Raw genomic sequence first — 22,430 nt, forward strand, 5'->3', positions numbered from 1 at the left:
TAGCGACACAAAATTATTTTATAAAATGAAAAGACTATTTCTACTATTCACTTTTTTATTGGGCTTTGCCCAGATGAGAGCGGATGAGGGTATGTGGCTGTTAATGCTCATCAAAAGATTAAATGGTGTTGACATGCAAAAAGAAGGTTTGCATTTAACTCCTGAAGAAATTTATTCGGTAAACAATTCAAGTTTAAAAGATGCTATTGTAAGCTTTGGTGGCTTTTGTACTGGTGAAATTGTTTCTGATAAAGGACTTATTTTCACAAACCACCACTGTGGTTATGGCGCTGTTGCAGCTGCTTCTACTCCAGAAAAAGATTATTTGAAAAATGGTTTCTGGGCAATGAAACAAAAAGATGAATTTAACGCTAAAGATCTATACGTTAGATTCCTGGTTAGAATGGATGATGCTTCGCAAAGAATCAATTCTAAACTGAATAACAAAATGACCGGTGAGGAGAGAAAAGCTGTGATTGACGCTGAAACTAAAGCAATCCAGGCTGAAAACTCTGAAAACGGGAAATATACTGTAGTAGTAAGAGATTTCTTTAACGGAAATGAATTCTACTATTTCGTTTACCAAGATTACAAAGATATCAGATTGGTAGGAGCTCCACCTTCATCGTTAGGAAAATTCGGGGGTGATACTGACAACTGGGAGTGGCCAAGACACACTGCAGACTTTACAGTTTTCAGAGTATATGCTGACGCAGCGGGAAATCCAGCTGAATATTCTCCAAGCAATACTCCATTAAAACCTAAACATTTTTTACCAGTTTCTCTTAAAGGAATTAAACCTGGTGACTTCTCTATGATTTTAGGATACCCTGGAAGAACAAACCGTTATTTAACATCTTACGGTATCCAGCAAATGGTAAACAAAGATTATCCAGCTTGGGTAGAAGCCTCTAAACTAGCAATGGATGTGATGAAGAAGTACATGGATAAAGACAAAGCTACTCAACTTAATTATGCATCTCAATATGCTTCTGTAGCTAACTACTGGAAAAACAGACAAGGAACAATTGATGCCGTTATCAAAAACGGAACGATTACAGATAAGCAAAAAATTGAAGCGAATTTCAAGCAGTGGGCTTTACAACCAGCTAATATAGAATATGATGGTGTATTAGATGATATTTCTATCTATTATAAGCAAGTTTCTAATAGAAATGTAGAAAGAAATTATGCTTCTCAACTTTCAAGAAACGCTAAATACATCAGCCTTGCTTATCAGGTAGGTTCTGTACTTAAATCTTATGCAGCGCAAGATATGGCAGGAAGATTAGCAATGAAACCAAAAGTAGATGCAGCTGTAAAAGCGGCTTATGAAAACTTCAACACTAAACTTGAAGGAGAAATGCTTAATTCAATGGTTGGTCTTTACCAGTCAAGAGTAGATAAAGATGTTGCTTCTCCTACAATTATGGCTTTAGATTCTAAGAATCTTTCAAATGTTGCTTATTCATCTATTTTTGCTACTAAGACTTCTGTTACCAACTTTATTTTAAATCCAGATCGTTTAAAGCTAGATGCAGATCCGCTTTTAAAAATTGCTAACGGAGTAGCTACAGATCAGAGATTATCTTCAGAAAAATTCTCTAAGATTGACGATAACTTTGCTAAAAACAACCGTATGTTCTTAGCAGGATTAATGAAAGCAATGCCTGAAAAGAAATTCTATCCGGATGCTAACTCTACAATGAGATTAACTTACGGAACAGTTGATAAATTACCGATCAGAACAGATAGAAATTACTTTGGTATTACTGATAACTACTACACTGATATGACAGGTTTAGTTGGTAAATACAAAAAAGGAGATGAAGAATTTGACCTTCCTCAAAGAGTGATCGATCTTTATAATATGAAAGACTTTGGTCAGTATGCAGATGCTGCAGGCTACATGCCAGTAAACTTCCTTTCTAATAATGATATTACAGGTGGAAACTCTGGATCTCCGGTAATTGATGGTGACGGTAACCTTATCGGAATCGCATTTGACGGAAATAGTGAAGCATTAAGTGGAGATATCGTATTCGAACAAGAATGGCAAAAAACAATCAACGTTGACGTGCGTTTCGTTCTTTGGACTATCGATAAATATGCTGGAGCAAGAAGATTAATTGACGAGTTGAAATTAGTAAGAAGTGAAAACACTCCTGCTGATACAAAAACACGTCCTGCAAAAGCAGAGCATGTAAAAGCTGCTAAAAAGAAATAGTCATCTTTGACATATTAAAAAAAACCGTGAAACAAGTTTCACGGTTTTTTTATTTTAAACAGATCAGAAGGATCAAAAATATTTTTATTTTTAATATTAAATAAATTCAAATGAATCCTATTCAATTTTCAGGTATTATCAGACAAAATGGAGAAATGAATGCTGCATTTGTAGAGTTTCTTTTTTCAACTGAAGAATTGTTTAATAAAAAAGGGCAAGTTAAAATTAAAGCTATTTTTGATAATAAAGTTGAATATCGTGGAAGTCTCATCAAGATGAAGTCTAGCTGCCATCTTTTAGGACTAACTCAAGAAGTAAGAAAACAATTAGGGAAAACTTTTGGGGACGAGATTTTAGTATCTATTGTTGAGGATAAAGAAGAAAGAATAGTTGAGATTGCTGTGGATATTGCAGTTATTTTTAATGAGAATGAAAAAGCAAAGGAATTGTTCGATACAATGAGTTACACGCATAAAAAAGAATATATCCGATGGATCGAAGAGGCTAAGAAAACAGAAACCCGGGAAAATAGAAAAACAAAGATGATCCAAATGATTCTCGATGGAAAAAAAGGAATATAAACCAAACCTTCACTTCATCTTGGTAATTATAAACAATATTGATAATCCCTAAATCAAATACTATGGTCGGTATTTTAATAGAATTAGCTATATCTTGGATATTATTATGGTTTTTCTCTAAAAACAATCTTAATATCTTAGGCTTTAAACCGAATAAAAACAGACTTGAAAATTTATGGGTTGGATTAATATTATCTGGTTTTTGCTGTACTATTTACCATTTATTGAAAACCTCTTTTATTGACAACAATTGGGTTTTAAATCCTAAAGTAACACTGCCTTTACTATTAAAAAGCTCGTGGTGGACCTTTAAGTCTGTTATCTTCGAAGAATTGATATTCAGAGGTGCTATTCTCTATCTTCTAATAAAGAGACTAGGATTGAAAACAGGATGTTTATTATCAGGTATAGCTTTTGGCATCTATCATTTAGTCTCTTACAATGCATTAGGAAATCCAGTCCAAATGGTCATTATATTTTCAATGACAGCTATATTTGGAATATTGCTGGCATATAGTTTTGGTAAAACACAATCTCTCTATTTGCCTATTGCTTTACACTTTGGCTGGAATTGGTTTAATATAGTTGTTTTTTCAAGCGGTCCACTAGGCGCGCAACTTTTTGTAAAAGCTAATAGCAATCAGTTGCAGGGCATACCGTCATTAGCTTTATTATTATTTCAGATAATAGTCCTTCCTCTCCTTTCGTATTGGTATCTGAACTATGCTTCAAAAAAAACCAACAAGCATAAGAAAAATTCAAAACATTCATTATAAGCAAGATACCGTTTTACTCTCAAGATTACTAGGTTAAATTTATACTATCCGACAAAACAGATCATTGACAGAAAGTCTAAGCTATAGTACATTAATTTAAAAATAAAGAATTATCAAATTAATACAATTAGGGATTTAGACAATGATTTTTAATAATAATTTTGATTCCGTGAAAAAGATTATTTAATAAATTAAAACAGATTTAACACATATTGAAATGAAAATATTCCAAAAATATAGTAGCTTATAAATATATATTTATTATTTTTGATTTCATTATATAGTGATATAAGATTTAATGCTTAATTATCACTAAATAAGGAAGAAAAATATTACTTTACTTTTTTTAACAAAATTTAAGTTTTATGAACTATCTTTAATTGTTAAAAAAATATATTGTTATGAACCTAAAACTAATTTTATCCGGGATCGCTTTGACATCTCTTTTGGTAGCTTGTGCTGACAGAAGTGATGAAGACGCAGCCGCTTTACAACCTCAGACTATCAATAAGTTAGACACAAAAGGGGCAAAGGTAATTAAAGCAGTAAGAGATACCGTGAAAACACCAGGAACCCCAAATGGATCAGATTCAAAAGATGAACAATCTTCAAACGAAACAATCGACCCGACGAAGCCGGATAGGCCTAAGTAAATTAGCTATTCAGATTATTATGTCAGCTTTTGTGCTGATATCTGCAATTTTACCGTTTCTGAATAATATCGTTGGTTATTTTACTGACGTTAATGTTCAGTTGGCTAATAATGCAGGTGAAAGACGTCTGGATTTAGATTCGGCTATTTACTTTTTATCAATTCCATCATGCATTATACTGGTGGCATTAGGCGGTTTATTTAAAGCACATAGATACACATTCTATGTTGTTCTTGTATCCGGATATTTTCATTTGGCAACCTATATTAAATTTATATTTTTTAATAAAAATATTATATCCGGATATGCCGATATTGCGATCATCGTGATAATTGCTTTGATAGTTTACCTGATTTATCGATTAGATAATTACTACAGGGAAATAAGTGTAATTGATAAATTCAACAATAGTACACTAGAAAGGTTTTCTTCCATATTGTTTAAACGTAATGACACCAAGAAAGATGAGTAGCCATAGAGAAAGTTTAAAGATTCTTGTTGCTCTCAGCGATAAACTGTGGGAAGATTACATTGGAGAGATCTTGTCTGAAGAGCAATATTTAGAAAAAATGAGATTAGTAAAAAAGGAGATCAATAATGGATTTATTGGTACCATGCAGGATTTGGAAATATTCACCAATGAACTGGGATACCTCATTCTGAATGCTCCTACTAAAACGTTAATTTCAAATTCTGAAAAAATTATAATAAATAAAAATTAGGCTTGCTTTGAGTCTGTTGCATTTTCTTGTACTTGAGCCAAGATCTTTTCTAAATACTTACTTTGTTTTACAATAGAAGACTCTAGCTTCTTTTCCATTTTTGACATCTGGTTCTGAATGAAAAGTAAGCTTTTGTCTTGGGTATTATATTGAGCATAAATATTAGCTAATAAATCACCTATTTCTTCATTAAAACTGGACAAAATATTGTCCGATTGTATTTCCTTTTGTTCTATGATGCTCTCTTTCTCATGAGTATTCAAATCTAATACTCCTTCACCTTTTACCAACCAATGCAGGTGGTTATTCAACTCTGGATACACATTCAAAATCCTAACAACCTTATCGATTCCCAGATCACTTTTAAGTCCAGCTCCTTTAAAATTAGAAGCTGACATACCTGTTTCCCTATAAAAAGACTCTTTCCTAATACCTTTTATTTCCAAATAAAACAGTATTCTTTCTTTTATGGTTGTTATTTTGTCCATTTATATTTTGTTTGGTCTAAATTTTGACTATATTTGTGCAAATATATAAAACAAAATTAAAACAAAATATTAAAATATAAAAAATTACATGCAAGGTGATGATGATTATTATCACTTTAAGCCACTACCGTTTTTTACGCCTTTAGTCAATACAAATTTTTGAAATTAAAAAAAAATACCTCATGAAAAACAATATCCGCAGAAACTCCGCTAATGATTTATACAATGTTTATTCAGGTTCTGTAGAACTACTTGATTACAAGAATGACTACAAGTTCACAGAAGGGATTAATGATATCGCCAATTTTGAAAACTGTCTTTGGTTATTCGATATTATACTCGATGAGCAAGCCAATTTAAATTCAGATGTTCAAATATGGCATTTAGGACGAGTTATTCAGGACTCTTTTACATTGATATGCAAGAATGAAAGTGGTCATAGAATAGCACAGGTACAAAACCTACAAAAAGACTTTTATTTTGATGATATAACCATTATAAAAAAGGATAATGTATTTTGCTTACCGAACGAGCAAAACAATTATTAACATCATTCTTTTTTTGATTAAACCTTTTTGTTCTATAATCAGCCATTCCAAAATTCTCTATCCAAACTTCTGTATTGTATAGCTTCAGAAATATGTTGGGAAAGAATATTTTCGCACTCATCAAGATCCGCAATAGTTCTGGCAACTTTTAAAATTCGGTCGTAGGCCCTGGCAGAAAGATTTAATTTATCCATGGCCTGTTTTATTAATGAAAATGATGTTTGATCTAACGAACAAAATAGCTCAATCTGTTGAGGTCCTATTTGAGCATTGTAACTTATTTCCAAGTTTTCATATCTTTTTTGCTGTATTTCACGTGCCTTTAGTACTCTTCGTCTGATATCTTCACTTTTTTCGCCTCTCCTTTTTTCTGTTAATTGCTCGAACTCAACCTTTTGAATTTCTATATGAATATCAATCCGATCGAGAAGAGGACCAGATAGCTTATTCATATATCGTTGCATTTCCATTATACTTGAAGTATTATTGGGATCATCGGGAAAATATCCACTAGGGCTGGGATTCATTGATGCAATAAGCATAAAGCTTGCAGGATAATTAATCGTAAACTTAGCCCTTGAGATCGTCACTTCGCGATCTTCCAAAGGTTGGCGCATGACCTCAAGAACAGTACGTTTAAATTCAGGCATTTCATCAAGAAACAAAACTCCATTGTGAGCAAGAGATATCTCTCCGGGTTGAGGATAGCTTCCTCCACCAACTAAAGCAACATCGGATATTGTATGATGAGGTGATCTGAAAGGGCGAATGGTCATTAAAGAAGTTTCCGTTCCAATTTTACCTGCTACAGAATGAATCTTTGTAGTTTCCAATGCTTCTTTTAAAGTTAGAGGTGGTAAAATACTAGGGACTCTTTTTGCCAACATCGTCTTTCCACTTCCCGGCGGCCCTATTAAAATAATATTATGTCCACCAGCAGCAGCTACTTCCATTGCTCTTTTTGCTGTTTCCTGTCCTTTTACTTCTGAAAAGTCAAAAGGAAACTGATTCACCTTTTCCTGAAATTCCTTTTTTATATCTAGAATGACCTTTTCAATAGGTATTCCTTCATTAAAGAAATCAATTACTTCTTTGATATTGGCAGCACCATACACATCAAGCCCTTCTACAACAGCTGCTTCTCGGATATTTTGTTTTGGTAGAATAATTCCTTTAAAGCCTTCTTCCCTAGCTTGAATCGCAATGGGTAAAACACCTTTAATAGGCTGCAAACTTCCATCCAATGATAGTTCACCCATAATAACATAATCCTGAATATTCTCAGCAAGAATCTGATCTGAGGCAGCTAAAATTCCAATAGCAATACTTAAATCATAGGAAGACCCCTCTTTCCGAAGGTCAGCAGGAGCCATATTGATTGTAATTTTCTTACCAGGAATTTTAAAGCCTACATTTTTTAAAGCCGCTGAAATTCGGTAACTGCTTTCTTTAATGGCATTATCGGGAAGCCCTACCAAGTGATAGCCTACTCCACCTGTATCAATATTGACTTCAATAGTAATAGTCTGAGCTGCAACTCCATGAATTGCGCTTCCATAAATTTTAATCAACATAAGTGTGTTTTAATGTAAATATATCATTTTTTTACAATCATACTTATCTGACTTATTGAAATACAAAGAATTTATATTACAGCAATTTAATTTCTAATAACCATTTATTCACATAAATACGTTTACCGGTAGAAAAAAACCGGTGCAGGACAAATCCTGCACCGACTCCACAATTACTGAAAAAACTAACATGAGTTTATAAGGGGGCACTCATATTTTACTTTTTAATAAACTTATTTTTATATATTTTATCTTTAGAATCTTTAGAAACGATGATATAATTCCCTGTAGCTAATCCACTTACATCAATTGGCTGATTATAGGTATGATTCTTTTTTTGCAATACAAGCCTTCCTGATGCATCGATAATGGAAACTTCTTTATATACTTTATCTGACTCCCTTCCAATAAAGATAAATTGTACTGCAGGGTTTGGATATACAGTCATCTCATTTCCTTTTTTCGGATCTGTCTCTCCGGTTCCCAGATTGCAGAAGCTCCAGTTTCCAAAATTTAATTTAACGAATGAATTAAGTCCCAAAAATTCACATTGGTCGGGACAATAGGCTGTACATGCATAAAAACCATATTCACCAGACTGAGTTGCTACATACGTATCACCAGTGGCTCCAGCCACAATACAAGGGTCTCCTTGAACGGGAGGGATACTACTTGGAGCACATTTATACCATGTATGATTTCCATACAATACAGGAAATACATCATCGAACTGCACCGATGCTCCATTACAAACATTATACTCGCCAGGACCTATGTTTTCATATGTTCCCGGTGTAAGTGTTGTCATCATTGCAGGAAGGGCATACGCATATCCATCAGCCATAACTGAAGCACTTTGTGCTGTACAATCATTAAGGGTAACCTCTACTTTAAAATAGTTAAGTACATCACTACCATTAATAGTAAGGGTCTGAGAAGTAGCCCCAGAAATAGGAACCCAAGGATTAGTATTGGGGGACTGAGATGTCCACGCTTGTTTGTACCATTGGTAACTTCCATAAGTTTGTGTTGAAAGTATTTCAGATTCTGTGTTGCAAAACACGATTTTATTGGGGAATTGAGTTCCTAGTCTAGGACTTGTAATGGTAGGGGTAAATGTACACTGCGCGCTTATTTTCAAAATATTTAAAAATAAGAACAGTGATAAAAAAATTAATTTTGTTTTCATATATTTTTATTTTATGGTTGTTTAGTTATTCTTTTTACTAATATTAATCAAGCAATACTCTAATTCCGAACTTGATGTTAACATTGAAAGGCTTTTCTTTATAAATGGTATTCAGGGAGCCATCATTTTTAAAATGATATCCCACACCAGGCTCTGCATACACCCCTATTTTATCGACAAGTTTTAATTGTAAGCCTAATGCCGTATTGAGTGAAACCTGCACTGGCTGACTCGGAAGACGTTCTTTTGTTTCATCATTCACTACATTATCTACAATATATTTCGTTTTAAAAGTCCCTGCTACAGACTTTTCTACAAGGGCCCCTCCGGTAACATATCCCGTAAACTTCCCTTTTTGTATAACATTATAATTGACTTGTACAGGAATTCCGATATAGTGTACAGTCTGTTCACTTTTTACATAATTGGACTGACTCCCCGAATGAAGTTCAGATGACAATTTGGTGTAATTCACTCCTGTTCCGATTCCCCATCTTTTACCTAGATTATAGTACAATGATATTCCTAAATTAAGGGGCACCTTATGTCTTACCGTAGCTTCAACATTTTGACTTTGGTTGGCAACCAGAACCTGCATAAAAGGATCATCTTCATAACTACTGGCACTAAACGCCTGATCATATCTTAATGGTTCTCCGCTTATTGTCGTATATCCCGGAAACTGTTGTGAATTGGAAGATGCCTTTCCCGTAAGTAGGCTCAGCATCCATGATTTTTTTGCTTTCTGCTTCTTTTCTTTTACCGTTGTCGCTATAGATTTATTTTGTAAACCTATATCCGTTTCAGAAATAAGTCTGTCGATCTCATCATTACGATTAATTGATCTGTTCCCGTCTTCAATACTTGGGATTTTATTCTGTATTATAGGAGCGTTTTTTCCTTTTAAACCAACAAATAATTCCATCGCTTTATCATTCAAATATCGGTTCCCATAAGTGATGCTATTCTCTTTGCCTTTATTATATGTACTTCCCGAAAGACTCCTTTGGCTTAAAACCACGGGTTCATCTGAAGTGATTTTACCAGAAACATTTTGATCAGATCCGGAATTCGTCTTTTTGTTAATAGAAGGAGTACTAGCATCAGATAATTGGTCATTTTCTCTAGTAACGCTTTTTGATTTTCCAGGTTCTATTGTATTGTTTACATCAAGCAGTTGCTTACCAATAACAAAAAACAATGCAACTGCAGCAGCTATTCCGGCAATCCGATATACAAGTGGTCTAATCCTTCTAACAGAAGATTGTTTCTCTTTCTCACTTTCCTTTTCTATTGGAAGTCCGACAACATTATTTTCTTCATTCTCTTCAAATATCTCTCCTTTAATATTATCCCATAATCCATCCGGAACATCATCTGTATGATCTTCCATCTTCCTGCGCAGATCGTTTAACCATTGATTATTCATATTGCGCTTTTATTAACATTTTATATTCTTTAATTTTCTGAACAAGCATTGCTTTAGCCCTGTGAAATTGTGAAGCGGAAGAGTTCTCAGCTATTCCTAACAATTCTGCAATTTGTTTATGGCTCTTATTTTCAAATACATACAGATTAAAAACTGTCCTATATCCTTCCGGAAGTGAACGGATCATTTCCATAATGACCTCCTGAGACATTTCTTCAAAATCCGGTTCTTCATCGTCCGTCACATCAGGAATCTCAAAATCATTTGTCACTATTTTAAAATCTGAATATTGTCTTATGTGTTTTAATGATTCATTTACCACAATTCTGGTAATCCATGCCTTAAGAGACCCACTTCCGCGGTATTCAAATGAATCTATCGAACGAAACATTTTGATAAAGCTGTTTTGTAATACATCATGAACATCATCTTTTCCAATGATATAGCGGGAGCATACATAAGAAAGGTTTCCGGAGTATGCTCCGAAAAGCTCCTTCCATGCAGCTTCTTCTTTTAACAGAAGACGATTGACTAAAATCTGCTCCTTATTTGCCTCCATTGATTATGTTACACTCACGCTTCAGTTTAATGATTGATTGACTAATCTTGATGCAAAAATAGGTTGCAATATTGCAAAGAGCAACCTATTTTAATTTGCATCTAACTATTACTTAATTTTTTATACAATATGGAAAATCATATTTAATCATTTCATAAGGGGTCAATACGGCACCATCAACTGTTATTTTCTCTGCTACCAAACCAAATTTCATTGCATAGTTCTGTCCTACGTAAAACCCTTTTTCTTTAGCTGCAAATGTCACAATTGTTTTTTTAATGGCTCCATCCATAGGAATATTAAGTTCTAATGTTTTAGGGGCGAATGTTAATTCTACCGCATTATAATAAGTGTTTATTGCACCAGTATAATTTAGGTTATACTTTATTTTTCCCAATGCTACTAACGCTGCTTCTGTTTTCACAGGATCTTTTACCACTGCCTTTACAATTTCTTTTACAGGAAGGTCAGTAAACTTTATCGTATCTTTTTTAACAGCAAATCCTACTATTGATTCATTCTTGTTATTTCCCTGGCTAATAATTAATTTTCCTTTATAATTTCCGATTACATCTTGCAATTTTACAGGTGGAATGTCCGGCCCATCATTATCATTACATGAAAGTAAGCCTAGACTTACAAAACCAACCAACAAAGCCATAAAAGCTTTAAGTACTATAAATTTTTTCATTTTCTAAGTTTGTTCTATTACACATTATTTTACTTTGAGTACTCATCTATATAAATCCCCTTTTCATAAAATCTTGCATGTATTTTTAAAAAAGAATTAAAAATTAATGCAACTAACTGATTATCAAATAAATTTATTTCGCATATTATGTACTTAAACAATCAATTCATTCTTTTAATTTTCAATTAAAACTACAGTGTTGATCTTTTAAGTAGTTAAAATGTCTCTTTTCTACTAACAAAAAATGAATAAATCCTTACATTAGATCATCATTTAAAAGCATCATAAAAAATCATTATGAAAGCAATTGTTATAAAAGAATTTGGAACCGCTGACCAGCTTGAAATTATAGAGATGGAAAAACCTTTAATCACAGATGATCAGGTTTTAATAAAAGTAAAAGCAGCGGGTATCAACCCTGTAGATACCAAGATCAGGGCAGGATCACATATTTCTTCTAAAACGCTTAAGCTTCCTGCAATTTTAGGAAAAGACTTTAGTGGAATTATTGAAGCCATTGGCCAGAATGTTCAACATTTTGAAGTAGGAGATGCTGTTTTTGGACTCGCCAGTCAAACTTATGCCGAATATATAGCAGTAAGCCCTGATGTTATTGTCAAAAAACCAGATCACATTAGTTTTGAAGAAGCGGCAGCTGTTCCATTGGCTGGACTTACGGCATATCAGGCTGTTCATGATCATTTAAAAGTTCATTCTGGTGACCATATTTTGGTGCAATCAGCCGCCGGAGGTGTTGGTCATTTGGCTGTACAGTTTGCTAAAGTAATTGGAGCTTTTGTCAGTGGTACCGCTTCAGGTAAAAACATAGAGTTTTTAAAAGAACTCGGAGTAGATCAGCCCATTGATTATAAGAATGAACGATTTGAAGAAATACTATCGAATCTTGATTCTGCTTTGGATACTATGGGGGGAGAAGTCCTTTACAAATCAATTAGCTGTGTAAAGCCTGGTGGTAAAGTAGTGTGTCTTCCATCGTATACAAAAGATGATCCTAAAGCTATTGAGTTAGCTCAAAAAGGGAATGTTGATTTGATGTGGACCATGCTCACCTTTAAAAGAGAAAGTTTGTTAGCAATTTCGGAATTACTTGAAAAAGATCTCCTCAAGGTTTTCGTAGGAAAAACATTGCCAATGGATAAAATAAGAGAGGCTCATAAAGAGATTGAAACTCATGGCACAAAGGGAAAAATTGTTATTCAAATGTGATTTTCTATTATTTTAATACATTTGTTAAAAACATATTGTGAATGAACTTTGAACAGATCAATTTACATCTTGAAGCCTATAAAGAAAATGATCAGATACTAGACGCGGCTAACTATCTCATCCGATCTTTTAATCTGGAACATGAAAACTTTGCAGGTTTTTGTTTTCGGGAAGAGCTATCACCTAATTCAATGCTTTTAACAGCAGAGGGACAATTGGGACAACCTCAAAAAGTAATGATCCCTCGAAATTTATTTGATTTTGATCTGAACCTAGTTCTGAATATGGTTGCCCATGAGATGCTTCATGTACGACAGAAAGCTTCGGGCAATTTTATTGAAGACAAGAATGAACGGGAATTTCAAGCCTACACAGAAATGCTCTTTCATCGGATTTTCCCACAAATACCTGAAGTTTCGGATTTTCATAAAAAATTCTTTGCAAATAAAGCTTTGGAATATTATAAAAGAATGGGTGAAGATTCTGATTTACAGAAAAAATATGCAGAACAGAAAATAGAAGTAGAACAATTAATAAACAAATTATCATGATTATAAAACCAGAAATATCCTGGGGAGACTTTGAAAAAATAGACATACGATGCGGAACTATTGTTTCCGTTAATGACTTTGAGAAAGCAAGAAATCCATCCTATCAATTAGAAATTGATTTTGGAAATTTAGGTATTAAAAAATCTTCCGCTCAAATCACAGCATTGTACAAAAAAGAAGAACTGATAGGAAAACAGATCTTAGCTGTAGTCAATTTTCCTAAAAAACAAATCGCTAACTTCTTCAGTGAATGTTTAGTATTAGGCCTTTATGGAGAAGACAAAGCCGATGTCACTCTTTTAGCTCCTTCCTTGCCCGTAAAAAATGGAATGCAGGTAGGATAAAAAACACAACGCATTTATGATACAACACATTCCTTTAGAAAAGGTTTTATTTCTTGATATAGAGACCGTTCCAAATGCAGGATCATGGGATGACTTATCTGAAACAGATCAAAAGCTTTGGGATAAAAAAACCAGATTTCAACGAAAAGAAGAAATCTCTGCAGAAGAATTCTACCCGGAAAGAGCCGGTATTATGGCTGAATTTGGTAAAATCATTTGTATTACGATTGGAATGGTCGAAAAAAATGACACCCTGAAAATCAAAAGCTTTGCCCATCATGACGAAAGAAAACTTCTCGTTGAATTCGGAGAAATATTCAATAGTCCAAGACTTCGGGATGTTATTCTTTGTGCCCATAACGGGAAAGAATTTGATTTCCCATGGATTGCCCGTCGATTTCTCATTAATGGAATGCAGCCTCCTTCACCTTTTCAGATGTTCGGAAAAAAGCCCTGGGAAATTCCTCATATTGACACCATGGAACTTTGGAAGTTCGGGGATTATAAAAGCTTTATTTCGTTGGAGTTATTAGCTCATGTTTTTGGAATCCCTACTCCAAAAGATGACATTGACGGCTCAATGGTTTCATCAATCTACTACATAGAGAAAGACTTGCAAAGAATAGTTGATTATTGTGAAAAAGATGTCTTAACTTTGGCAAATATTTTCCGTCGCATGCGTCAGGAAGATTTATTGAAAAGAAATATCAATCTAGATTAAAAAATGAAATTTACAGACGATCAAATTGCTGATATAGGAGAAGAAATTATAAGAGTACTTAAGTCCGTTTATGATCCTGAAATCCCTGTAGACATTTATGAGTTGGGGCTTGTATATGATGTACAGATTTCCGAAGACGGTGACGTTAAGATTATTATGACCCTTACTACTCCAAACTGCCCTGTTGCAGAAACACTTCCTCAGGAGGTAAAGGATAAAGTTCAAAGCGTAGAAGGAGTAAATACTGTTGATTTAGAACTTACTTTTGAACCTAGCTGGAATAAAGATATGATGAGCGAAGAAGCCAAATTTGAATTGGGAATGCTTTAATAATCAGAATAGAACATAAAAAAACCGCAGAGATTCTGCGGTTTTTTGTTTTTAAATATCTTTTGCAATTTCTTTTCCTTCTCTTCTACTCCATTCGCTCCACGAGCCTACATATAATTTAGGGATCGGTAGTCCTGCATAATCCAAAGCCAAAATGGTATGGCATGCTGTTACTCCAGAACCACAATGAATGATTAGATGTTCAGGTTTATCAATCAATAATTTTGCATATTTTGCTTTTAAAATTTCAGGTTGTAAGAATTTTCCATTTTCATCAAGGTTTTCTGAAAACGGAATATTGATTGCCCCTGGAATATGCCCCGCCACTAAATCGATCGGCTCAGATTCCCCTTTATATCTGTAAGCATCTCTCACATCAATCACAGTGGAAGAATTGCTTTCTAGCTCATTTTCAACATCTTCCAAGACTACAACAGGAAGAAGCCAACCTTCTTTTTTAATAGAAGTAGCTTTATCAAAAGTTTCTTCTCCTGATGTAAATTCAAGGCCTTCTTTTTCTGCAGCTTGAAATCCACCATCCAGAACCTGAACATTTTCAAACCCGAAAGAACGTAACATCCACCACGCTCTTGCCGCTGCATTGGATCCATTTTTATCATCATAAATAATGATGTGTGAGTTCTCCGAAACACCTAGGTTGGATAAAACCTGGCTAAATTTTTCAACTGTTGGAAGAGGATGTCTGCCACCAAAAGCAGCATTATCACCAATTTCAGCAAGATCCTTATCTAAATTGATAAACCTTGCTCCTTTGATATGCTTTTCTAAATAACTCTGGTATACATCTTTACCTACTCTTGCATCAAGGATGATAAGATTTTGCGCTGGTAAATTTTTTAATTGTGATGCTGAAATAATTGGAGACATATTATTGGGTTGTTAATTAGGTTTTGGCTAAAGCCAAATGATACAATACTTAAAAACGGGCTAAAGCCCGCCTCTATTGATTTTTATATTCTTAAAAATGGAAAATATCTTTCGCTTTATTATAAGAGCTTTCAAAATTCAAAAGATTCAGCTTATGATCTATTTTTTCTACGCTCATGAAGTTAATCACCTGTTCTGTAGGCATATTTCCAACCAAATCATCTTCTGCCATCGGACAACCTCCGATCCCCTTTATTGCACTATCAAATCTTCTACACCCTTTATCGTAGGCTGCTTTTAATTTTGAATAAGAATCTTCATATCGATTATGAAAATGACCTCCGAAATTGATTTCAGGATGCTTCACCGGTATTTTTTCAAATAAAAGAGCGATGGTTTCCGGCGTTGCAACGCCCGTTGTATCAGACAATAAGATATTTTTAATTCCAATCTCTGAAAACCTTTGTGCCCAAAACTCTACATCCTCCAATTTCCACATTTCTCCATATGGATTTCCAAAAGCCATTGAAAAGTAAATATTCAGTTCTTTGCCTTCTGTTTTTACCAGTTCCACCATTTTAACAACATCATTAAAAGCTTCCTCTTGATTTTTGTTGGTATTTCTATGTTGGAAAGTTTCAGAAATAGAGAATGGAAATCCAAGAATATCTACAGATTGATGCTTCAATGCTTTTTCAGCTCCTCTATAGTTTCCAATGATGGCAGAAATTTTTGTATTCGATAAAGATTTATCAATATTTTCAGCAACCTCATCTGAGTCAGCCATCTGTGGGATCGCTTTTGGAGACACAAAACTCAGACTATCCAATACATCAAAACCTACTTCCATCAGAGAGTTGATGTAATCTATTTTTTTATTTGTGGGAATAAATTCTCCCCAGCCTTGCATGGCATCCCTAGGACATTCAGTAAGAAACATTTTCACTTTAGATTTTCTCAAATATAATAAAACTAAACAAGTTTATCTATGATCAACACAAAGCTAACATAATTTTGATTTTCAATTATTTATATCTGATTCAAAATTTCAATAATTGATATTCAATTGCAAATAAGTTATTCTGAGCATCAAATTTGCTAACTTTGTTAAAATTTATAATATCTAAATGAGCACTATAGAATTCAACCCATTATGGAGAGAGAAGTTATTGAATCGTTTTCTTAACTATGTAAAAATATATTCAACCAGTGATGCCGAGAGTGACGCAACGCCTTCCACTCCGCAACAGTGGGACATTGCAAAATATATTGTTGAAGAATTGAAAACAATCGGTTTGGAAAATGTTTCTATTGATGACAATGGTTACATCATGGGTTATGTTCCATCTAATCTTGAAAATGATACGCAACCTACGATTGGATTTATCTCGCATTATGATACTTCTCCAGACTTTAGCGGGGAAAATGTAAACCCTCAGGTTTGGAAAAACTATGACGGTGGTGATTTGCTTCTTAATCAGACAACAGGATTTACCCTTTCTTCGACAAAATTTGAGAGCTTAAAAAAATATATTGGTCAGACTTTGATCACAACGGACGGAAATACACTTCTTGGAGCTGATGATAAAGCTGGTTGTGCAGAAATTGTAACAGCTGCAGAATATCTGATTGCTCATCCGGAAATCAAGCATGGGAGAATCGCGATTGGATTTACTCCTGATGAAGAGATCGGAAGAGGAGCTCATAAATTCGATGTAGCTAAATTCGGCGCAGAATGGGCCTATACAATGGATGGTGGAGAAGTTGGAGAATTAGAATATGAAAACTTTAATGCCGCCGGAGCTGTTGTGAAAATCCACGGACTAAGTGTACACCCAGGTTATGCTTATGGAAAAATGATCAATGCAAGTCTTTTAGCTGCTGAATTTGCACAATCACTTCCAGCGAATGAAACTCCTTCTACAACAAAAGGATTTGATGGGTTTTATCATTTGATGGATATTACTGCTGATATTTCAGAAGCAAAACTTCAGTATATTATTCGTGATCATAATGAAGAGAAATTTGAAGCCAGAAAAAAATTCATGGAACAAAAAGTAGCTGAATTTAATCAGAAACATGGTGAAGGAACTGCGGAAGTAGAAATTAAGGAGCAATACCGAAACATGAAACAGCAGTTTGAAGGCAAAATGCATATTATTGACCTTGCTGCTGAAGCAATGAAAAAAGCTAATATTGAACCTAAGATTAAAGCAATCAGAGGGGGAACCGATGGAGCACAATTATCTTATATGGGTCTTCCATGTCCTAATATTTTTGCTGGTGGAATCAACTTCCACGGACCATACGAGTACGTTGCACTCGAGAGCATGGAAAAAGCGACTGAAGTTATTATCAATATTGTAAAAAAATAATCAATAATTGATTTTTAAGATAAACGGCCCTTGTTTAAAACAGGGGCTTTTTCATTTAAAAAACTGTATTAAATATCCTTTCGAATTATAACCACCTCATAAATATACCATTACAAGCATAACGATTTTTAATTTTTACTTCTCTATTTTGTGAATAATGAAATTTAATCTGTAACTTAGAAGGACTAAAATCCTTCACCTATGAAAAGTAATTTTAACTATTTTAAGAAGTATAAGAGATTTTTCAACTTTATATTTCTTTCTATATTCGCAGCACTCATCTTTGTATCCTGTTCTCAGGATAACTTAGCTGAAGATACCACTAATACACCAACGGATCCAGGTAATCTTAAAACTTTAGGGAACCTTACATTACAAAAAAATGTAATTATTCTTGATGATGAATCTGTATCTGCCATTTCAACATTGGATGATCAAAGCATTACATTTAATAAAGCGACTGATCAAACGGATGAGATCAAAGCAGGATCAGTACTCGTTGGAACAAGAATAGAAGGAGATAACGTTAAAACGATCCTATCTAAAGTAACTGCTGTTACCAAAACAAACAATCAATATTTTGTACAAACCTCAAGTGCTAAACTTGAAGAGTTTATTTACAGCGGGACTCTAAGTGGGGTGTATGATCCATCTGATAAAGCACCCATCAATGTTAATGGTAAAATGGTTAATTATATTCCTGTAGAAGGTTTTATTTCTCAGGAATTGAATAATAAAATCATCAATATTGAAGCTAAGAATCTAAGTGATCAAAAGCTTATTACTTTCAACCGTTTTAACTTTGATAAAACATTCCCTCTTAATCAACAGGTTGGACCAGTAGCTTTAGCTTCAAGTGTCAATGTAAAAGGTGGAGCTACTCCTAAGATCGACTATAACATCACCTTTTCATGGGGACATTTAACAAATTTCTCTGTGAATTTTATCCTGGATGATATCGCATTACAATCTACAGCTAATATTCAGGCGTCGGTAGGATATACTGTTAGCACTACAGATTTCCTTAATATTCCAATTGCACCGATTGTTTTAGGTCCAACAGGGCTTGTTTTAAGTCCTACGGTATCTGCTGGTCCTTTTGTGGGAATTGCCGCAACAGGAAAAGCAAAAGTAAACCTTCTGGACCTTGGAGGAACAGCCAACTTTCTGGTATCAAAAAATCCGGCTCTACATATTAGTCTTGAAAAAAAATCAGATTTTAGCATTACCTCTCTTGAAGGAAATTTATCCGCAGAAGTTGGTTTAGAAGCCAAAGGAGCTGTAGGCTTACAATTCTTAACCGTTCCTATTGCTAATTCCGGACTTAGAGGAAGAGCTTCAGCTTTAGCGAGTTTAGGAGTACAGCTAATTCCTCAACGAAAAGGTATTTTGGACGTAAAAGCAAAAATTCAGGCAGACATGTTCTATGGATTCGGGGTTTTCCCATTAAGGGTTGAAGGAACTATTCCTCTTTTCCAGAGAGAATATCCTCTATATCACAAAGAACTTGTATTCTAAAAACACAATCACTTAAATAAAAATGAGAAGCCATGGCAATTGCTGTGGCTTTTTTCATTCAACAAAACTTTATTATTTCTCGCCAATAAACTGAAACATAGCAAAATAAACTTAAATCAATTCATTTTTATTATATTTATTTCATTAAAATAAAACTATACTATGAAAAAGCTTTTAAGAAAAGACCTATTAACAATTTTAGGTAATGGTATAAACGAGTGCCATAGCAACGGAGATTCAGCTTATTGTTGGACAGACTGTGAATGTACTCACGGAAAAGCATGTGAAATGCTTGATGATGGAAATCCCGGAAGCTGCGTAAGTGTTGGAAGCCCTGGAGGTGGAGGAAATCCTGGAGGCGGATGCCCGGCAGGAGTCATTTGCCACGAAGAACCTTTTTAGAATCATCAATCGGAATTTTCATTCCGATTTTTTATTTCATCTAATCAATGGCTTGGGGATTACGTTTCTTCTTTCAAATAAAACTCCCTTTTATCAAAACATCCACGCCATTCATCAAATAAAGTTTCACCGTCCTCTTCACATTCGTTGTTTTGTATCAGATTTAATAATATTTAATTTTTATGAAACAACGTTTTTTAGCCGTAAGCTCGTTATTACTTTGCATTACATGTTCTGTAGAGGCTAACGCACAACAAACTCCTGCTATTCACATCGGAGTTAAAGCCGGAACCAACTTTACCAAAACTTCCACTGAATCTTCAGATCTCACTGGAAAATATGGATTGGGATATCAAGCTGGGATTATGACCAGAGTAGATTTTAATCGTTTATACCTTCAGGGAGAAGCTATATTTAATAAAAGAAAAACTTCTTATGATGTAAAAGATGGAACATCTCCAAAATTGAAATGGAATTCAATTGATGTTCCCATAGTAATCGGTTATAAAATTGTAAACTCAAAAGATTTTAATGTACGGGCATTTGCAGGAGGAGTGTATAGTTATGGATTCAATGACAATATCTCTACTTCCAACGCTCTTCGGGAAGGATTTAAAAAATTTGATAAATCCAACATCGGAATTACTGGTGGAGTTGGTGTAGATTATAAGAATTTCACTGTGGATCTCAGATATGAAACCGGCCTTACCAGCATCAGCAAGGAATTTAAATCGAAACCTCATAGCTTCTCGCTTGGAATCGGATACTTCCTATTCTAGAAACTTAAATTATCTTTACCCATTAGAAACTGCATTTCCTGCGGTTTCTAATTTTTTACATATCAAAATATGCTTAAATCTCTCATCGTAAGAAAACATTTGTTCATTATTAGCTTCTGGTTGGTTTTCGGAATAACCATGTGGATTAATTTCCAGGCAGATTCCGGCAGATACAATTCACTCATTCAGACATTGGCTATTGTAGCAAGCTCTTTTATTTTTACACAATTTTTAACAAAAAAATTACTTCCGCAAGCTTTAAAACAAAGGAAAATGAAAAAGTTCCTGCTTCAGGCAACGATTATGATTCTCCTACTAAGCTTCATTTACTCTTTCGTTTTTGCCTATATAGAAATAGATTCAAGAACTACCATCTCTCCCGGTCTTGAAAGCCATCTTCCTTTTTTATGGAAAGGATTTTATTTGGCCCTTCCGGCATCCTTTCTCATTAACGGAACCGCCTGCGGAATAAAGTTTTATCAGGAACACGGAAAAATTGAACGAGATCACATCTTATTACAACAAGCCCATCTGGAAAATCAGCTTAAATTATTGCAAGACCAGATTAATCCGCATTTGGTTTTCAATATTCTTAATCATATCCATATCCTGATGAAAACCAATACGGAACTTGCTTCATTTTTGTTGCTAAAGTTTTCAGATATCCTCCGGTACCAGCTTTATCATTGCAATCAAAATCAAGTCCTTTTGAAAAAAGATGTTGAATATCTACAAAATCTTGTAGAAGTTGAAAAGTTGCGATGGGGGAATGAACTGGATGTGAAGGCAACCTGGGAGCTTTCTAATGATAAAGCTACTATTGCCCCTCTTCTTCTCGTTCCTTTTATTGAGAATGCCTTTAAGTATGTTTGCCGTTTGCCGGGACATAAAGGTTATATTATCATTTCATGTAAAGAAGAGGATAACCAACTTTCTTTTTATGTCGAAAATTCTTATTCCACCATGAGCGTTCACAAAAGTAAAGATGGCGCTCATGGGATCGGGCTCAAGAATGTACAAAAAAGACTGGATCTCCAATATCCTGATTCTCATTCTTTACAAGTAGAATCAGACAATCACATTTACAAAATTTCTTTAATCCTAAAACTATCTCAGGAAGATGATAAACAATAATATTCCCAAAATGAAATGCCTGATCATAGACGACGAGCCTCTGGCAAGATTTTATCTAAAAGATATGGCAGATCAAATTGACTTTCTGGAAGTTGTAGATACTTGTGCTACCGCTTTAGAAGCTAATACCAAAATACAGGACAATCCTATTGATCTCATTTTTCTGGACATCAATATGCCCTACCTTACAGGTCTGGAATTTTTGGAGCAATTAGAAAATCCGCCATTATGCATTTTAACGACGGCTTATTCAGAATATGCACTAGAAGGCTACAGATTACAAGTTGCTGATTATCTTCTTAAACCTATTACTTTTAATCGCTTTTATCAGGCTGTCAATAGAGCCCAGCAACAGTTTATTTTGTCTGAAAAATCAAAAAAGAACACCCAACTGGATGATCCTTTTTTATATGTTCGCCAGTCCGATACCTTTATTAAGGTTTCCTGGGTTGATATTTTATACGTTGAGAGTATGCAGAACTATACCAAGCTTCATTTTAAAGACAAATCTATTATTATCCATCAAACTATGAAAGCTATTGAAGAATCTCTTTCATCAGAGCATTTTTTTAGAATTCACAAATCATTTTTAATTAATATCACTCATATTGAAATGATTTCCGGAGGACGGCTTTATATCAATAAAACAGAGCTTCCTATTTCTAGAACCCGAAAAGAAGAATTACTCAATCAGGTTGTCTATAAGAAGCTCATCAGCAAATAA

At 34.3% G+C, this 22,430-nt stretch carries 26 protein-coding genes; 18 read left to right on the forward strand and 8 right to left on the reverse strand.

The window, feature by feature from the left end; all coding sequences use genetic code 11:
• The first annotated feature begins 25 nt into the window (after positions 1 to 25).
• From JHL15_RS02605 to JHL15_RS02630, 6 genes are all read left to right on the forward strand, one after another.
• On the forward strand, positions 26 to 2,227 hold the full coding sequence (locus JHL15_RS02605; protein ID WP_200242449.1) for a S46 family peptidase: 2,202 nt from the start codon (positions 26 to 28) through the stop codon (positions 2,225 to 2,227).
• Positions 2,228 to 2,337: 110 nt separating this feature from the next.
• A complete protein-coding gene (locus JHL15_RS02610) occupies positions 2,338 to 2,808 on the forward strand; it encodes a YdeI/OmpD-associated family protein (protein WP_200242451.1) in 471 nt (156 codons plus the stop codon).
• 62 nt (positions 2,809 to 2,870) lie between these two features.
• A complete protein-coding gene (locus JHL15_RS02615) occupies positions 2,871 to 3,584 on the forward strand; it encodes a CPBP family intramembrane glutamic endopeptidase (protein ID WP_200242454.1) in 714 nt (237 codons plus the stop codon).
• Positions 3,585 to 3,985: 401 nt separating this feature from the next.
• Positions 3,986 to 4,237 (forward strand): hypothetical protein, encoded by a 252-nt coding sequence (locus JHL15_RS02620; RefSeq protein ID WP_200242457.1) that lies wholly within the window; start codon positions 3,986 to 3,988, stop codon positions 4,235 to 4,237.
• Positions 4,182 to 4,709: a hypothetical protein gene (locus tag JHL15_RS02625; RefSeq protein WP_200242460.1), complete on the forward strand. Its 528-nt coding sequence runs from the start codon at positions 4,182 to 4,184 to the stop codon at positions 4,707 to 4,709. Before JHL15_RS02620 ends, JHL15_RS02625 begins: the two co-directional genes overlap by 56 nt.
• Positions 4,702 to 4,959, forward strand: coding sequence for a hypothetical protein (locus JHL15_RS02630; protein ID WP_234047668.1), 258 nt, complete (start codon positions 4,702 to 4,704; stop codon positions 4,957 to 4,959). Before JHL15_RS02625 ends, JHL15_RS02630 begins: the two co-directional genes overlap by 8 nt.
• Here JHL15_RS02630 and JHL15_RS02635 read toward each other — a convergent pair.
• The gene (locus JHL15_RS02635) at positions 4,956 to 5,447 is read right to left on the reverse strand and encodes a hypothetical protein (protein WP_200242466.1); all 492 of its coding nucleotides are present in this window, start codon (positions 5,445 to 5,447) and stop codon (positions 4,956 to 4,958) included. The two genes, JHL15_RS02630 and JHL15_RS02635, sit on opposite strands and share 4 nt — an antisense overlap.
• A gap of 182 nt (positions 5,448 to 5,629) precedes the next feature.
• On the opposite strand from JHL15_RS02635, the gene JHL15_RS02640 reads away from it, so the two are divergent.
• Positions 5,630 to 5,995: a DUF6876 family protein gene (locus JHL15_RS02640; protein WP_200242469.1), complete on the forward strand. Its 366-nt coding sequence runs from the start codon at positions 5,630 to 5,632 to the stop codon at positions 5,993 to 5,995.
• Between the two features lie 38 nt (positions 5,996 to 6,033).
• Here the strand turns inward: JHL15_RS02640 and JHL15_RS02645 are convergent, their stop codons facing one another.
• The 5 genes from JHL15_RS02645 to JHL15_RS02665 all read right to left on the reverse strand — a co-directional run bounded on the left by JHL15_RS02645 (position 6,034) and on the right by JHL15_RS02665 (position 11,437).
• Positions 6,034 to 7,569, reverse strand: coding sequence for a YifB family Mg chelatase-like AAA ATPase (locus JHL15_RS02645; protein WP_200242476.1), 1,536 nt, complete (start codon positions 7,567 to 7,569; stop codon positions 6,034 to 6,036).
• A gap of 217 nt (positions 7,570 to 7,786) precedes the next feature.
• Positions 7,787 to 8,758 carry a T9SS type A sorting domain-containing protein gene (locus JHL15_RS02650; RefSeq protein WP_200242478.1) on the reverse strand — a complete coding sequence of 324 codons (972 nt, stop codon included), beginning with the start codon at positions 8,756 to 8,758 and terminating at the stop codon, positions 7,787 to 7,789.
• A 43-nt stretch (positions 8,759 to 8,801) separates the two neighbouring features.
• Positions 8,802 to 10,187 carry an outer membrane beta-barrel protein gene (locus JHL15_RS02655; protein ID WP_200242481.1) on the reverse strand — a complete coding sequence of 462 codons (1,386 nt, stop codon included), beginning with the start codon at positions 10,185 to 10,187 and terminating at the stop codon, positions 8,802 to 8,804.
• A complete protein-coding gene (locus tag JHL15_RS02660) occupies positions 10,180 to 10,746 on the reverse strand; it encodes an RNA polymerase sigma factor (RefSeq protein WP_200242484.1) in 567 nt (188 codons plus the stop codon). The genes JHL15_RS02655 and JHL15_RS02660 overlap by 8 nt, the downstream gene beginning before the upstream one ends.
• Positions 10,747 to 10,858: 112 nt before the next feature.
• On the reverse strand, positions 10,859 to 11,437 hold the full coding sequence (locus JHL15_RS02665; protein ID WP_200242486.1) for a DUF4840 domain-containing protein: 579 nt from the start codon (positions 11,435 to 11,437) through the stop codon (positions 10,859 to 10,861).
• 297 nt (positions 11,438 to 11,734) lie between these two features.
• On the opposite strand from JHL15_RS02665, the gene JHL15_RS02670 reads away from it, so the two are divergent.
• The 5 genes from JHL15_RS02670 to JHL15_RS02690 are packed head-to-tail and all read left to right on the forward strand — an operon-like array spanning position 11,735 to position 14,610.
• The gene (locus tag JHL15_RS02670) at positions 11,735 to 12,664 is read left to right on the forward strand and encodes an NADP-dependent oxidoreductase (RefSeq protein ID WP_200242489.1); all 930 of its coding nucleotides are present in this window, start codon (positions 11,735 to 11,737) and stop codon (positions 12,662 to 12,664) included.
• A 41-nt stretch (positions 12,665 to 12,705) separates the two neighbouring features.
• On the forward strand, positions 12,706 to 13,215 hold the full coding sequence (locus JHL15_RS02675) for a hypothetical protein (protein WP_200242492.1): 510 nt from the start codon (positions 12,706 to 12,708) through the stop codon (positions 13,213 to 13,215).
• Positions 13,212 to 13,559 carry a tRNA-binding protein gene (locus tag JHL15_RS02680; RefSeq protein ID WP_200242495.1) on the forward strand — a complete coding sequence of 116 codons (348 nt, stop codon included), beginning with the start codon at positions 13,212 to 13,214 and terminating at the stop codon, positions 13,557 to 13,559. The genes JHL15_RS02675 and JHL15_RS02680 overlap by 4 nt, the downstream gene beginning before the upstream one ends.
• A gap of 16 nt (positions 13,560 to 13,575) precedes the next feature.
• Entirely contained in the window at positions 13,576 to 14,280 is a 705-nt protein-coding gene (locus tag JHL15_RS02685; protein ID WP_200242498.1) for a 3'-5' exonuclease, read from the forward strand.
• Positions 14,281 to 14,283: 3 nt separating this feature from the next.
• Positions 14,284 to 14,610 (forward strand): SUF system Fe-S cluster assembly protein, encoded by a 327-nt coding sequence (locus JHL15_RS02690; protein WP_200242501.1) that lies wholly within the window; start codon positions 14,284 to 14,286, stop codon positions 14,608 to 14,610.
• 51 nt (positions 14,611 to 14,661) lie between these two features.
• Here the strand turns inward: JHL15_RS02690 and JHL15_RS02695 are convergent, their stop codons facing one another.
• Positions 14,662 to 15,498 (reverse strand): sulfurtransferase, encoded by an 837-nt coding sequence (locus JHL15_RS02695; protein WP_200242504.1) that lies wholly within the window; start codon positions 15,496 to 15,498, stop codon positions 14,662 to 14,664.
• Between the two features lie 91 nt (positions 15,499 to 15,589).
• The gene (locus JHL15_RS02700) at positions 15,590 to 16,438 is read right to left on the reverse strand and encodes a hydroxymethylglutaryl-CoA lyase (RefSeq protein ID WP_200242507.1); all 849 of its coding nucleotides are present in this window, start codon (positions 16,436 to 16,438) and stop codon (positions 15,590 to 15,592) included.
• Between the two features lie 187 nt (positions 16,439 to 16,625).
• On the opposite strand from JHL15_RS02700, the gene pepT reads away from it, so the two are divergent.
• The 6 genes from pepT to JHL15_RS02730 all read left to right on the forward strand — a co-directional run bounded on the left by pepT (position 16,626) and on the right by JHL15_RS02730 (position 22,430).
• On the forward strand, positions 16,626 to 17,873 hold the full coding sequence (gene pepT, locus JHL15_RS02705) for a peptidase T (RefSeq protein ID WP_200242510.1): 1,248 nt from the start codon (positions 16,626 to 16,628) through the stop codon (positions 17,871 to 17,873).
• A 201-nt stretch (positions 17,874 to 18,074) separates the two neighbouring features.
• Complete coding sequence (locus JHL15_RS02710) at positions 18,075 to 19,391, forward strand: hypothetical protein (RefSeq protein ID WP_200242513.1); 1,317 nt, start codon at positions 18,075 to 18,077, stop codon at positions 19,389 to 19,391.
• Between the two features lie 162 nt (positions 19,392 to 19,553).
• Positions 19,554 to 19,793 carry a hypothetical protein gene (locus JHL15_RS02715; protein ID WP_200242516.1) on the forward strand — a complete coding sequence of 80 codons (240 nt, stop codon included), beginning with the start codon at positions 19,554 to 19,556 and terminating at the stop codon, positions 19,791 to 19,793.
• 182 nt (positions 19,794 to 19,975) lie between these two features.
• The gene (locus tag JHL15_RS02720) at positions 19,976 to 20,572 is read left to right on the forward strand and encodes a porin family protein (protein WP_200242520.1); all 597 of its coding nucleotides are present in this window, start codon (positions 19,976 to 19,978) and stop codon (positions 20,570 to 20,572) included.
• Positions 20,573 to 20,641: 69 nt separating this feature from the next.
• Positions 20,642 to 21,706 carry a sensor histidine kinase gene (locus JHL15_RS02725; RefSeq protein WP_200242524.1) on the forward strand — a complete coding sequence of 355 codons (1,065 nt, stop codon included), beginning with the start codon at positions 20,642 to 20,644 and terminating at the stop codon, positions 21,704 to 21,706.
• Complete coding sequence (locus JHL15_RS02730) at positions 21,693 to 22,430, forward strand: LytR/AlgR family response regulator transcription factor (RefSeq protein WP_200242526.1); 738 nt, start codon at positions 21,693 to 21,695, stop codon at positions 22,428 to 22,430. Before JHL15_RS02725 ends, JHL15_RS02730 begins: the two co-directional genes overlap by 14 nt.

Origin of the sequence: Chryseobacterium paridis (assembly GCF_016595215.1) — a bacterium.
In the GTDB taxonomy this organism is placed as follows: domain Bacteria; phylum Bacteroidota; class Bacteroidia; order Flavobacteriales; family Weeksellaceae; genus Chryseobacterium; species Chryseobacterium paridis.